Source organism: Algoriphagus sanaruensis (genome assembly GCF_001593605.1).
In the GTDB taxonomy this organism is placed as follows: domain Bacteria; phylum Bacteroidota; class Bacteroidia; order Cytophagales; family Cyclobacteriaceae; genus Algoriphagus; species Algoriphagus sanaruensis.
This window is the reverse complement of record NZ_CP012836.1, coordinates 3268299-3282463: the sequence shown is the minus strand read 5'-3', so window position 1 is coordinate 3282463 and position 14165 is coordinate 3268299. Positions and strand designations below refer to the sequence as shown.

Here is a 14165-nt window from a genome sequence, read left to right as displayed (position 1 = left end):
GGCAGAATCCTAGATGAAGAGGGATTTTGGAGCCTAAGAAAAAATGGGGTAGCCATGTCGATTCAGATTTAGGCTCAAATTAAAATTTTCCTGATAAACATTCTGTGACTTGGTCAAGTTAGACCAGAAACATACTGGAATGAAAGAGCTTTTAGAAGATATCATAAAACCAGGGTCCATTCGTCCAATCCGAAATGCTATCCCAAAGGAATCGGAATGGCTGATCAAAAATGCAGTATTTGTAAGACAAGAAGGCAGCTTGATCAAAGTGAAATACTCGGATATCTTATGGCTAAAAGGGGATGGAAATTATACCCAGCTAGTCACCTCTACCACCAGCTTTTCGGTACGAAATATTCTGAAAGACTTCGATTCCATCCTTCCCGCCTCTCAATTTATGCGAATTCATAAGAGTTACATGGTTCAGTTGGACTTGATTGATGAGATAACCCTTCGGGAAGTTAGAATCGGAACTAACTGGATTCCTTTGGGAAGAACATTTCACCAAAAGTTAGTGTCCGGAATCCAAAAACTTGCCAACTCAGGAGATTAAATCCAAAGCAAACTGCTGTCACCGTAGGACAGGAATCGATAGTCTTTTTCTAATGCAGTTTGATAGACCTCTTTCCATTTTTCACCCAGAATAGTGGCAATTAATAAGATCAAAGTTGATCCCGGCTGATGGAAGTTGGTGATTAATCCATTGACCATTTGGTAGTTATATCCAGGAAATATGAAAATCTCAGTGCTTCCAAAAACAGATTCAAGCCCTTTGCTTTCCATCCAATTCAAGATGGCTTCCATAGATTCTTTTTTGCTGGGGATTCGGTCTCGAGTTTCATAAGCGAAAAGCTTTGGGATAAATACTTCTTCTCCTTTATTCTCGATCAATTTTACCCCAAACCAAAACAGACTTTCTAAAGTCCTAATAGAAGTGGTTCCAACAGCAACCAAAGTGCCTTCATGAGCAGCTAACTGTTTTATGGTTGACTTGGAAACTTGAATTTGTTCGCTGTGCATAGGATGGTCTTCAACCTTATCCACCTTGATCGGCTGAAAAGTACCGGCGCTTACGTGAAGTGTTACTTCGGCCTCTTTTATTCCATTTTCTCGAAGTTTGGAAAAAACTTCTTCCGTAAAATGAAGTCCAGCAGTTGGTGCTGCTACGGCACCTTCTTTTTTGGAATAAACGGTTTGATAACGGTTTTTATCTTCCGCTTCTGCTTTCCGGTTGAGGTATGGAGGTAAAGGGACTTCTCCGCTTGCCTCTACCAAATCCACAAAAGCCACTGTTTCGTCTGACCAAGAAAATCGGACCTCTTTGGTTTCCCGATTGATCCATTCTGCAGAAAGGATTACCTCTTTTCCTTTGACTAGAACCTTTCCCTGTAAAACTTCTCCAGCTTTCCAGCGTTTTGCGTTACCAATCATCGTTACCCAAGTCACTGGAAATTTTGCCAGCATGATTTCGGGAATTACTGTACTCGGCGACGTTGGAGCAAGTAAAAACACTTCGATTTTCGCACCTGTTTCTTTTTGGAAAATCAATCGAGCAGGAATCACCTTGGTATCATTGTAAACCAATAAGGTGTCTGCAGGAAGTAATTCAGGTAAATCGTAAAAGTGGAAATGGTCGATTTTACCTTGGTGATACTGTAAAAGCTTGGAGGAATCACGTTTTTCAAGCGGATGCTTGGCAATGCGTTCTTCGGGGAGTGTATATTCGTAATCTCGAAGTTGAATCTCTGGGATTTGCATGACTTACCGTTTGGCTTGCAAATATAACCATCCCGATTGGCTTCGGTTGTTTAATTTCTTTATGGCAAAAATTGAGTTTTCTTATATCAAGCGAGATCTCCAGTTTCGATTTGAAGCGGGAACTTCTCGGGGAGTTTTAACTTCCAAAGAAGTCTTTTGGATTCGAGCAACTTCACAAGACAATCCAGAAGTTTTAGGCTGGGGAGAGGCCGCTCCTTTGGTCAAACTTAGTCCTGATGATCGACCAGATTTTGAGATCTTCTTGGCTCAAAAACTTCAAGAAATCAGCCAAATCAACTGGGAAATAACCGAACCTGCGATCCTGAATCAAGTGGAAGAAATAATTCCATTTGAGTGGCCATCCATTCGATTTGGGATAGAAACGGCCCTTTTGGACCTCTTAAAGGGTGGAAGAAAGGTGATTTTCGAGACTCCATTTTCTTCCCAAGAAATCCCAATGCCGATTAATGGACTGATTTGGATGGGCACTCCAGAGTTTATGTCTACTCAAATTGATCAGAAGCTCCAGGAAGGATTTGATTGCATCAAAATGAAAATTGGTGCTATTGATTTTGACCAAGAATTGAGATTATTGGACTATATCCGCCAACGGTTTTCTCCAGAACAAATAGTCCTACGTGTAGATGCAAACGGGGCTTTTTCACATGAAGAGGCTTTAAGCAAACTGAAAAAGTTAGCGCAGCTTAGCCTCCATTCTATCGAGCAACCTATCCCTGCAGGGAACAGAGAAGCAATGAAAACTCTTTGCAAAGATTCACCCTTGCCGATAGCATTGGATGAGGAGTTAATTGGGGTAAAAGACAAGGAGCAACTTTTGGATTCCATTTGCCCTCAATACATCATTTTAAAGCCAACCTTACTCGGCGGAATCAAAGAGTGCCAAGCCTGGATTTCAATTGCTGAACAAAGAGGCATTGGTTGGTGGATGACTTCGGCTTTGGAAAGTAATATTGGACTGAATGCCATTTCTCAATTCACAGCTACCTTCCAGCCTTCCATTCCACAGGGTTTGGGAACCGGAAAACTATTCCATAACAACCTAGAATCTCCCCTTGAGGTGTCTGCTGGAAAGATTTACTATAGAAGGAATGTCACCTGGGAGGAACCTGCTTAAGGAAGCTGGTGCAGGTAAACAGGCTTATGAATAGATGCTCTCCAAAGCGTTTGAGTTAATTTTCCAGTTTCGGGATTTCGCTCAAATACTACCAAGTCATTACTGGCTTGATGTGCAGAAAGAAGATATTTGCCATCATCAGTTAGTGCAAAATTGCGTGGCATTTTTCCTCCGCTAGGCACATTTTCTACCCAAACGTATTCTCCTGAAGGTCTTTTTCCAAAAACAGATATAGTGTTGGCCTCGCCTCGATTGGAGACATAGATGAATTTTCCATCAGGAGAAACCCGGACCTCTGCTGCCCCTACAGATCCTGTAAACCCAGATTCTAGTAAAGAAAGGCGTTGTTTGGAAGTTAGTTGACCTGAAGAATAATCGAAAATATCGAGCGTGGCAGTAAGCTCTTCCACCACAAAAAGCCCATTTCCTGCCGGAGAAAAGGCCATATGTCTAGGTCCATCTCCTGGTGTCATAGGGAATTCTTGCTCCAAGGTAAGCGGAGACTTTTCAGAGCTTGGGTCAAATTGGTACACATAGAGTTTGTCTGTTCCCAAATCCGCAGCGATTACTCGCTTTCCTTCCCGATCAAAGTTGGTCGAATGGACATGAGGTTTCTCTTGGCGATCTGAATTGATGCTCTTACCATAGTGCTGAATCGTCTGAACATGACTTAGCATTCCGAGGCTATCGATTCTAAAAAGGCTCAAGCTTCCTCCCGTATAATTACTCAAAATCAGAAAATCCTCCTTAGGAGAAATTGAAATATGGCAAGGATGATCTCCCCCGGAATCCTTCTGGTCGATCAAAGTAAGAGTTTGATCCTGAGTGTTTCTCGAAAAGGAAAGTACCTTTCCTCCAGCTATTCCAGCCTCTTCTTCCAAGGCGAAGACCTTGGATCCATCCTTTGTTGCGATCACATAGGATGGATTGGCAATTCCGGCTGCGATTGTTTCTACAGTTAGTAAATTTTCATTGGGAGATAAACTCAGGTAATTGATCCCATGATGCAGTGAATCTGTGTAAGTGCCGATTAAAAATTCATAGGTTTTAGTGTCCATGGGCTCAGTTAACGAAGATTCGGATGGAGATTTTGGGGAAGAGCAGGCGGTAAAAAGTGCCAGGCTCAGGACCACTGCAAGGCTTGTTTTCATGCTTCTAAAGTAGGGAAATTTTACTTTGGTTAATTTTAATTAAAGTATAATCAAAGCGCGATTTGAATATTAAAAAGATAAAGAATTTGTTAAAATCTTGATATTTATTCAATAAGGGTAAGTTTAATTAGAAAAATCAGTAATTTAGACTGCCTATTAAACGATAACCCTGGAATGTTTCAAGTCTATGATACGCAAGTCGCTAAGCGATTTACGATTTATAACAGTCTCTTCTTAGATCTTCCTTTTGATGATATTTATCGAACGGGGACGCTTTTGCCTACTTTGGCCACTGCTTGCCAAAAAGGATTTCAATCAGGAAAAACTCCGAGAGAGATCATTACCGGTTTTTTTGAAGAAATGATGCCCAATCATTCTGAAAAAGAGCGGCATGATCTTCTATTTCAAATGATCCAGTATGTGGAGCGGCAAGTGGTACTTTTTGATTCGATTGAAGATGCAGCTTATGAAAAAATCAATGACCTAAAAGGAAAAGGTTCGATCAAGGCGCTTATCGATCGTGCGGATAATGATCACAAGAGAGAAGAGTTGATTGAAAAACTAAAGACCTTTTCAGTTCGACTTACCCTAACTGCACATCCTACGCAGTTTTATCCCGGTAATGTCCTTGGGATAATCACTGATTTGGAAAAAGCGATCCGAAATGATGATTTGGGGGATATCAATCTCCTGCTCATGCAACTGGGTAAAACAGGATTTATCAATCGGGAAAAACCCACTCCATTGGATGAGGCAGTCAGTTTGATTTGGTTTTTGGAAAATGTATTCTATCAGAGCATTTCTGATATTATGATTCGCTTACTTAAGTCGTTGAATCAACCCCTTCATACTTGGGAAAATCCGGGCTTACTTAAGGTTGGGTTTTGGCCAGGGGGAGATCGTGACGGAAATCCATTTGTAACGCATGAAACCACCTTGAATGTGGCTGAAAGGCTCAAAAAGTGGATTTTAAGATGCTATTACCGGGATATTAGAAATCTCCGAAAGCGATTGACTTTCAAGCATGTCGAGCCCATTATTCTCAAAGCCGAACAAGGGATTTTTTCTACCCTGTTTGACAATAAAATTGTGTACCACTCTAAGGAAGAGCTTTTGCAGGATTTACTTGAAGCTAGAAATGGATTGGTGACCTATCACAATGGTCTGTTTTTGGATCTGCTGGATGAGTTTATCCTGAAGGTTCGAATTTTTGGATTTCACTTTGCTCACATGGATCTCCGGCAGGATAGTAGGAAGCACGATAGTTTATGGGGTGAAATATTTCAGCTTCAGGGAAGGGACTTTGATGGGAATGAGGATCAACTAATCCAAGCACTACTCAAAACACTTTCACTGCCAGCTATAGATAAGTTTCAGGATTCCTTTCATCGGGAAATGTTAGAGTCTTTCGGGACCATTCGAGCCGTTCAACAATCCAATGGGGAGGAGGGACTTCATCGGTACATTATTTCCAATTGCCAGTCGGCCCTTCATGTGATGGAAGTTTTTCAATTGAGCCGATTGACCATGGATCAGTCAAAAAATCTCCCGCTGGATATTGTGCCTCTTTTTGAGACTATCGATGATTTACAGGCTGCCCCTGAAATCATGGCAAAACTTTACAGTAATCCGGATTATCGCGCTCATTTGAAGGAGCGAGGTAATAAGCAAACGGTAATGCTTGGTTTTTCGGATGGGACCAAAGATGGTGGCTATCTAAAGGCCAACTGGTCTATCTTGAGAGCGAAAGAGGAGCTTACCCGAGCATCAAGAGAATATGATGTTCAAGTTGTATTCTTTGATGGTAGAGGGGGACCTCCTGCTCGAGGTGGAGGGAATATGCATAATTTCTATGCCTCTTTGGGTCAAAAAGTGGAAAATGCCGAAATCCAAGTGACTATTCAAGGTCAGACTATTTCAGCGAATTACGGAAAGCAGGCTTCTTGTACCTATAATTTTGAGCAACTACTCAGTGCTGGTTTGGAAAATCATCTGTATTCGGACGCAGAGCGAAATCTTTCGGATGCCCAGCGTGCACTTATCGATGAATTGGCGGATATGGGCTATGATGCTTATAAAAAGTTAAAGTCTCATCCGAAATTTGTGCCCTATCTCGAGCATGTGACCCCTTTGAAGTATTTTGGAATGACCAATGTAGGTTCTAGACCGCTCAAACGGGGAAAAGGCTCAGGATTAAAATTTGAGGATCTTCGTGCAATTCCGTTTGTGGGTAGCTGGGCGCAGATGAAGCAAAACATCCCTGGTTTCTATGGTGTAGGAGCTGCTATTGAACAAATGAAAGAGCAGGGCAGATTAGATGAGTTGAAAAAACTATATCGGGAAAGCCTATTTTTTAGAACCTTATTGGGTAATTCGATGCAGTCGCTGACTAAGAGCTTTTATCCGGCTACTGAATATCTTAAAGACAATGTGGAATACGGGGAGTTTTGGAATATTCTTTTTGCTGAATATACCCGTTCGATTGATATGCTGAAGCAAATTTCCGAAATGAAGGAACTGATGGGAGATAATCCTGTAAGCAAAACTTCTATTGAAATTCGAGAGAAAATTGTTCTTCCTTTGATTACCATTCAACAGTTTGCGATTCAAACTTTATTGGATTCAAAGATCGAAGACCAATCCTTGCAACGGCTTATTTTAAGGTCCATGTTTGGAATCATCAATGCCGCAAGAAACGCTGCTTAATAAAAATGCCTCCTTTATACGGAGGCATTTTTGTTTCTTTTAAAGCCCAAATTAAATTATTGCCAAGGGTTTATTTTTTGTGGAATGATTTAGGATTTTGAGATAAATAATTAAACTAATCCACTTTCTAAGGAAGTGTTTAAAGACTTTTAGCATATCGGATTTGTTTAAATATTTTGATAAAAATTAGTTTTAATCAAAGCCTACATCGTCTTATTGAATAAAATCAACCTTTCCTTTACTTTTTTATGCCCCTTGGAGGACTCTCAATTTTTATCTTAAATATTCTCCTAATCTTTGAAGTAATGGGGGAATTAAAACCTCCATCGACTTAAAAAGAGATGCCTATTTGGCCTATGAATTCTACCAACTATTTTAATTATCCGGAATCGAACTTAGCGACACTTTTGGAAAATGTCGAACGACTTTCCAAAATGGGAACTTGGGAAATGGATTTTATTTCTCAATCAATTTATTGGTCTGAAGGCGTCTATCGAATGATGGGATATACACCTTTTGAGTTTGAGGTGACTTTTGAGAATGGATTAGAAATTGTTTTCCCAGAGGATCGAATGGCTGCCATTGCCCATATGAATGAAGCTTTGGCCGGCGAGAAAGAGTATGAGATTCAAAAGCGCTTGATTAAAAAAAATGGCGAGATCATCCATGTTATTTCCAAAGCATCTGTTCTTAGAAATGAGTTCGGGGTGCCTGAAAAGATGATTGGAGTGTTTCAGGATATTTCAGAATTTATCATTACCAAAGAGAAACTGAAGAAATCTAAAACAACCACTCAGGTTCTCCTTGAAAAGTTGGATGGTATTTTTTGGGAAGTAGATGCTTCAACTTTAGAATTCAAATACATCAGTCCTCAAGTCGAACTGATCACCGGGTTTACCAGGGAAGAATGGATGTCTGAGCCGGACTTTTGGCAAAATCATATTCATCCTGAAGACAGAGATCAGGCGATTTATTATTGTGATCTCAAAACCAGTCAAAACCTTGATCACAGCTTTGATTATAGATTTATCCGAAAGGACGGACGAATCATCTGGCTCAATGACCGGGTAAAAGTGATCTCTGAAAACGGAAAGCCCAAGACCCTTAGTGGTCTCATGGTGGATGTGACAGCAGAGAAGAACCTTTCTCTGGCGCTTCAAGATGAAATTTCTTTGAAGCAAAATCTGATTCAGCATCTTCCTAGCTCGATTTTTTTATTGGACGAGGATCAAAATTTCTTACTCTGGAATAAAAAGTTTGAGGAATGGTCAGAATGCGATCCTAAGGAGATTCATCAAATGAAGCCCTTGGATTTTTTTGAGGAAGCAGACAGACCTCAAATCCAAAATGCCATTATTGATTTAACCATTTCAAAACGTCCAGTAGTCTTGGAGTGCCACATGAAGACTAAATCGGGTAAGCGGGTGCCATTATTGGTGTCGGCCTCGAGGGTGATTTACAAAAATCAAGAATGTATTCTTGGCGTTAGTCAGAATATTTCAGAATTGGTAGCAAATAAGCGAGCACTTGAAGAATCCAACAAGCGATATGAAATCCTTTCAAAAGCGACCAATGACGCAGTTTGGGATTTTGATGTGCTGTCCAATCAATTGGTCTGGGCAGAGGGATTTAACACGTTATTTGGGTTTGACTTAGACTTGGTGAAACCAAACCTCGACTTTTTTATCCATCGGATTCATCCTGAAGATCGTGGGCGAATATTTTTGAAAATTCAAGAATTCATGAAACCCAATCATCCCGTTTCCAACTGGCTCGAGGAATATCGATTCCTAAAAGCGGATGGGGTGTATGCTTTTGTCGTCGATAAAGCTGCCTTTATTCGAGATTCAGAGGGGAGAGTTATCCGGGTGGTGGGAGCTATGCAGGATATCACCGAACGAAAACAATATGAAACATCGCTCACCAATCTGAATATCAAATTAGAGCGTAACGTTCGGGAACTTGCGATTTCAAATATGGAGCTGGAGCAATTTGCATTTGTAGCTTCCCATGATTTACAGGAGCCTCTTCGCATGATTTCCAGTTTTCTGATGCTTTTGTCTTCTAAATATGGAGATCAACTGGATGAAAAAGCGCATCGATACATCAACTTTGCGAGGGATGGAGCAAAGCGAATGCAGCAAATCATTTTGGATTTGCTTGAGCTTTCCCGAGTTGGTAAACCCAATGAAGCTCGAGTGGAGTTAAATATAAATTCGATTTTAGAAGAGGTGGAGGCCAATTTTAAAAAGCTGATCACCGAAAAGCAGGCAATCATCGCTAGGCCCATTTTGCCGAACATTCAGGGTTACAGGACTCCCGTATTACAGATATTTAATAATCTGATCGGGAATGGGCTTAAATATTCAAAGACTGGAATTCCTCCAAAGCTGACAATTCAAGTAAAAGATGCAGATAAAGAATGGGTGTTTTCGGTCAAGGATGAAGGCATCGGCATAGAGAAGGAGTATTTCGATAAAATTTTTGTGATTTTCCAACGGCTACATCAAGGAGAGGAATATCCAGGTACAGGCATTGGTTTAGCCATCGTAAAAAAGGCAGTAGATTTTCTTCAGGGTAGAATTTGGGTGGAATCAGAAGTTGGTCAAGGCACGGTATTTTACTTTACGATTCCAAAGGCCTAAGCGGGTTTTGAATTGAAAATCGTGGTGGAAATTAATCTTCAGTCGGGTAGGAATTTTATAGAGAAATAGGGGAAAGTATCGGATGCAGGATACGAAAAACCATATTTTCTTCTATTTTTTCCTTCTTAACCTTTCCACCCGATATGAAAAAAAGTAATACCTCTTCACTGTACATATGGTTAGTGACCTTGACTGCTGCACTTGGTGGATTTTTATTTGGATATGATTGGGTGGTCATTGGCGGCGCTAAACCCTTTTATGAGCCATTTTTCCAAATCATAAGTCCAGAAGATCAAGGATGGGGAACGAGTTCTGCATTAGTAGGATGCATGATCGGGGCCACTCTCTGCATTTTCCTGAGTGAACCTTATGGAAGAAAGCGTCTGTTGTTAATTTCAGGCTTTTTGTTTTCTCTTTCAGCGATAGGGACAGCATTGGCAGATACCTTCTGGTGGTTTAATTTTTATCGAATTGTGGGTGGTGTTGCAATGGGAGTAGCCTTAAATCTTTCCCCGCTTTACATTTCTGAGATTGCACCGGCTAAAAATCGGGGCAGGTTAGTGACGATCAATCAACTCCTGATCATGTTCGGCGTTTTGCTCGCCCAACTTATCAATTGGCGAATTTCGCTGTTGGATTCCTCATTAAGTGAAACTGCAGGAATGGAGGAAATTGCAGCAAGTTGGAGTGGTCAAGTGGGGTGGAGATGGATGTTTGGGGCAGAGACAGTACCCGCATTGTTGTTTTTTGCCTTGATGTTTTGGGTTCCAGAAAGCCCCAGATGGTTAATCAAAATGGGTCGTATTGATGAAGCTCAACAGGTTTTACTCAAATTGGGGGGAGAGGAATACGCCAAGCAATCTTTGTCTGAAATTAAATTGGCGATTCACGGTGAGGGAGAAAAAGCGTTTGACCTTCGAGCCTTGTTTCAGCCGACCGTGATCAAACTCTTAGTGTTGGGAATTTTCTTAGCCTTTCTTCAGCAATGGAGTGGGATTAATGTGGTGATCTACTATGCTGCAGATATTTTCCAAGCTGCAGGATTTAATCTGAAGCAAATGATGCTAAATATTGTGGTCATAGGCGGAGTGATGGTTGCCTCGGTTTTTGTCACACTTGCCACAGTGGATCGTTTTGGAAGGAAGACCATTCTCATGACTTGTCTGTTTGCGATGGCCTTGATCTATGGCGGGATTGGTTATTCCTTTTTTGCTGATTTAGGTGGAAGTTGGGTAGTGGTATTGGTTTTGGCAAATGTCATGTTCTATTCCATTTCATTGGCTCCATTGCTCTGGGTCTTACTGTCTGAAATATTTCCCTCCAAGGTACGTGGAGCGGCTATTTCTGTAGGAGCATTGGCACATTGGGTTGGGAATTTTACGCTGACTTACTTTTTTCCGGCAATCAAGGAAAATCTGGGTTGGGCCAATAATTTCTGGCTTTATGGAGTCATCTGCTTGTTGGGATTTGTCATTCTTTGGTTTGCACTTCCGGAGACCAAGGGTAAAAGTTTGGAAGAATTGGAAAAAGAACTGCAGGGTTGAAGACATTTCTTTAATTTTCCATCAGCTTGTTCAAACGACTAAAGAACTATGAATTGGAAATATAAAGTGAGCTATTTGCTCTTAGCTAGTCTTGGTTTGGCTTCTTGTCAAGAACAGAAGAACTCCCAGGATGAAAATACTTCAGCTTCACCTAAGATCGAAATTGCCGAGATTGAGCAAGGAATTAAGGATTTTATTGACCAAAAAACAGCCGAAAATGAAGGCTTTTTCCCTGTAAAGGATGAAAGTCATGATTTAAAAATGAAATTGGTTAGGGTTCATACGGAGTACTTATCAAATCTCGGCCCCAATGAACATTTTGCATGTGTAGATTTGGTGGATGTAAGTGGGGATGTTTACGATGTGGATTTTTTTATGGAAGGACAGCCAGGAAATATGACTGTTACCCAAACGACTGTTCATAAATTGAACGGCAAGCCTTTTTACAGTTGGAAGCAAAATAAAGAAGATAAAACCTGGTATCGCGTGCCTTTAGAACAATCAACCAACAATCTCCTCGGCGTGGTCGAGGGGTCCGATGCATTTGAATTTTATTATTCGCTGCAAATTCCTCCCTTAAAAGGAAGTGCAGAAATGTGGATCCCAGTGGCTCAATCTGATGATTTTCAAGAAATCGAAATGATTGCCTTGAACTCACCAATTTCATCCAAACCTCTTGAGGAAGTTACCTATGGGAATTCCTTCCTTTATTTTCAGCTTAGTCCAGAGGATAGCGGAAAGGAAATTCAAGTTTCCTACCGGGTAAATCGTAAAGAAAAAGGTCCCTATGACGCTCCAGAGCCTGAAGCAGTGTTTTTAGCCTCTAATAAGTTGATGCCAAAGGGCGGTAGATTTGAAGAAATAGCCAGAGAAGCATTGGGTCAAAAAATCAATGAAAGTCATCTGATACAGGCTCGGGCCTTATATGATTATATCATTGATAATATGCGATATATGAAGTTTGGAAATTTTGGAAGAGGAGATTCAAACTATGCCTGTGATTCAAAAACGGGCAATTGTTCTGAATTTCATTCCTTTTTCATTTCCTTAGCCCGCTCTGTAGGGATTCCTGCCAGATTTGCCATTGGTGCCTCGATTCCTTCTGATCGAGATGAAGGAGGAATAGATGGCTATCATTGTTGGGCGGAGTTTTATGCAGATGGGAAATGGTGGCCGGTTGACATTTCGGAAGCCAACAAATACACTGCTTTGGCTACTTATTATTTTGGACGTCATCCAGCCAATAGAATTGAATTAAGCAAAGGGAGGGATTTGGAACTAAACCCTGGTCCAGATGCTGGCCCGATCAACTTTATTGCTTATCCGTTTTTGGAAGAGGGAGGGAAAGAAATAAAAGTGCCTTCCAAGTTTTCGTTTAAGCGATTAAAAGAGGTTTAAAGTAAAAGGAGGCTGTAAAAACAGCCTCCTTTGATTTTAGTGAGTAATTGTTGTGTCACTAGCAGGATGTTCACCACCTTCTGAAGGATGCTCGCTACCAGCTTCATCGCTTGGGTGCTCTCCACCGTCTTCAGGATGTTCTCCTTCCATTTGTTCAGTTGCTTCTTCCTTTTTTCCTCCACAAGAGGTTAAAGTTAGAGAAGTCACGAAACCTAGGGCCAAGGCCAGTACTAGAATAGATCGTAATTTTTTCATGGTAATTGGGGTGTTTGTTGATAAGGTGAAGGTATAAATTTTTTGGGGATCCTTTTTTCGCAAGAATAAACTTGGGGTGATTGCTGATTTATTTCAGCACTTGTTTGACCAGTTCTCTTTTTACAAAGACGATAAAGAACCATGAAATCCATGCGATTGCCGTACCGATCGCTGCACCAATTATAATATCCCAAGGGTAATGTACTCCCAGATAAATCCGCGTATAGCTTACAAAAAAGGCATAAAGGTATAGCCACCGAAGTCCTTTCATTTTTCCTTTGAGTTTTCGATTCAGGAAAACAGCCAATCCGAAGGAATTGGCAGCATGAGAAGATACAAATCCATATAATCCACCGCATCGGCCGTAATTATGGATTAATCCTTCCCATCTAGGGTCATGACAGGGTCGAAGTCGTTCGAAAAACGGCTTCATTAGCCCAGAGGTCAATTGATCGGAAATCAAAATGGTTAAAAACACTCCTCCAAAAACCCACCAGCTATTTTTTGGATCAGCTTTGTAAATCTTATAGATCAAAAAGGCAAATAAGGGTATCCATGTAATCGTTTTGGTGGCTTGGAAAATAACCGGATCCAACCAATCCCAATGAAATGAATTGAGGAAAAGGAAGAGGTCTTCGTCCCATTTTTTAATGCTTTCAATCATTTGCCAACAGTTATCCAGTCTATTCCTTTTTTCAAGAAGGATAAAGTTTTTGCTTCATTGCTTCCTTCGGAGGGTTGGTGCATATACGTCCATTCGGCCAATGGAGGCATACTCATGAGGATACTTTCTGTTCTGCCATTGGTATCCAATCCAAATTTAGTTCCTGCATCCCAAACCAAATTGAACTCCACATACCTTCCTCTTCGGAGGTTTTGCCAAGATTTTTCGATTTCTCCATAAGGAATTATAGAGTTCTTTTTCATGAAATAGCCATAAACCTGTGGAAACAGTCTTCCTATGGCCAAGCTAAAATCCAGAATTTTGTCAAACTCCTGGTCAGATTTTGCACTCAGTCGATCGTAGAAAATTCCTCCAATTCCACGGGTTTCGTTTCGATGTCGGATATAGAAATAGTCATCTGCCCAAGCTTTAAATTTTGGATAATAGCTGGTGTCAAATTGGTCGCAGGTGGATTTTACTTGTTCATGAAAATATTGAGCATCCTCCAGGTCTATATAATGCGGAGTAAGATCGATGCCACCTCCAAACCAATGTGTTCCATCTTCCATTTCGAAATACCTGATATTCATGTGAATGATGGGTACCATGGGACTAAATGGATGTAAAACAATGGACACGCCAGTCGCAAAAAAGTCCCCTTTTTCCAAACCTAGTTTTTGGAGAATTTTATCCGGGGTAGGGCCATGGACAGCAGAAAAGGCCACTCCACCTTTTTCAATAATTTTTCCTCCAGAAAAAATCCTCGTTCTTCCCCCGCCACCATCAGCACGAGACCAAGCATCCTCTGAAAATTTTCCTTGGCCATCTGCAAGTTCTAACTGCTGACAGATATGATCTTGTATTTGCTTGTAGATTTCAGCGATTTCTTCTTTTGTTTTCTTACTCATT

At 40.9% G+C, this 14165-nt stretch carries 11 protein-coding genes; 6 read left to right on the top strand and 5 right to left on the bottom strand.

Annotated elements, in window-relative coordinates; translation table 11 throughout:
• Nucleotides 1-139: 139 nt before the first annotated feature.
• Nucleotides 140-553, top strand: coding sequence for a LytR/AlgR family response regulator transcription factor (locus AO498_RS14330; protein WP_067550531.1), 414 nt, complete (start codon nt 140-142; stop codon nt 551-553).
• Here AO498_RS14330 and AO498_RS14325 read toward each other — a convergent pair.
• Nucleotides 550-1758 (bottom strand): S-adenosylmethionine:tRNA ribosyltransferase-isomerase, encoded by a 1209-nt coding sequence (locus tag AO498_RS14325; protein ID WP_067549130.1) that lies wholly within the window; start codon nt 1756-1758, stop codon nt 550-552. The two genes, AO498_RS14330 and AO498_RS14325, sit on opposite strands and share 4 nt — an antisense overlap.
• On the opposite strand from AO498_RS14325, the gene menC reads away from it, so the two are divergent.
• Nucleotides 1757-2893: an o-succinylbenzoate synthase gene (menC, locus tag AO498_RS14320; protein WP_236778607.1), complete on the top strand. Its 1137-nt coding sequence runs from the start codon at nt 1757-1759 to the stop codon at nt 2891-2893. The two genes, AO498_RS14325 and menC, sit on opposite strands and share 2 nt — an antisense overlap.
• Here menC and AO498_RS14315 read toward each other — a convergent pair.
• Nucleotides 2890-4044, bottom strand: coding sequence for a lactonase family protein (locus AO498_RS14315; RefSeq protein WP_067549127.1), 1155 nt, complete (start codon nt 4042-4044; stop codon nt 2890-2892). The genes menC and AO498_RS14315 overlap by 4 nt on opposite strands.
• 174 nt (nt 4045-4218) lie before the next feature.
• On the opposite strand from AO498_RS14315, the gene AO498_RS14310 reads away from it, so the two are divergent.
• The 4 genes from AO498_RS14310 to AO498_RS14295 all read left to right on the top strand — a co-directional run bounded on the left by AO498_RS14310 (nt 4219) and on the right by AO498_RS14295 (nt 12337).
• Nucleotides 4219-6750 carry a phosphoenolpyruvate carboxylase gene (locus AO498_RS14310; RefSeq protein WP_067549124.1) on the top strand — a complete coding sequence of 844 codons (2532 nt, stop codon included), beginning with the start codon at nt 4219-4221 and terminating at the stop codon, nt 6748-6750.
• A 356-nt stretch (nt 6751-7106) separates the two neighbouring features.
• Nucleotides 7107-9395 carry a PAS domain-containing protein gene (locus AO498_RS14305; protein ID WP_067549122.1) on the top strand — a complete coding sequence of 763 codons (2289 nt, stop codon included), beginning with the start codon at nt 7107-7109 and terminating at the stop codon, nt 9393-9395.
• 143 nt (nt 9396-9538) lie between these two features.
• Nucleotides 9539-10939: a sugar porter family MFS transporter gene (locus AO498_RS14300; RefSeq protein ID WP_067549119.1), complete on the top strand. Its 1401-nt coding sequence runs from the start codon at nt 9539-9541 to the stop codon at nt 10937-10939.
• Between the two features lie 48 nt (nt 10940-10987).
• The gene (locus AO498_RS14295; protein WP_067549116.1) at nt 10988-12337 is read left to right on the top strand and encodes a transglutaminase-like domain-containing protein; all 1350 of its coding nucleotides are present in this window, start codon (nt 10988-10990) and stop codon (nt 12335-12337) included.
• Between the two features lie 36 nt (nt 12338-12373).
• On the opposite strand, the gene AO498_RS14290 is transcribed toward AO498_RS14295, so the two are convergent.
• The 3 genes from AO498_RS14290 to hemF form a co-directional block, all read right to left on the bottom strand.
• Entirely contained in the window at nt 12374-12592 is a 219-nt protein-coding gene (locus tag AO498_RS14290) for a hypothetical protein (protein WP_082792252.1), read from the bottom strand.
• 88 nt (nt 12593-12680) lie between these two features.
• Nucleotides 12681-13256, bottom strand: coding sequence for a phosphatase PAP2 family protein (locus AO498_RS14285; RefSeq protein WP_067549113.1), 576 nt, complete (start codon nt 13254-13256; stop codon nt 12681-12683).
• Nucleotides 13253-14164 (bottom strand): oxygen-dependent coproporphyrinogen oxidase, encoded by a 912-nt coding sequence (hemF, locus tag AO498_RS14280; protein WP_067549108.1) that lies wholly within the window; start codon nt 14162-14164, stop codon nt 13253-13255. Before hemF ends, AO498_RS14285 begins: the two co-directional genes overlap by 4 nt.
• Nucleotide 14165 lies beyond the last annotated feature (1 nt).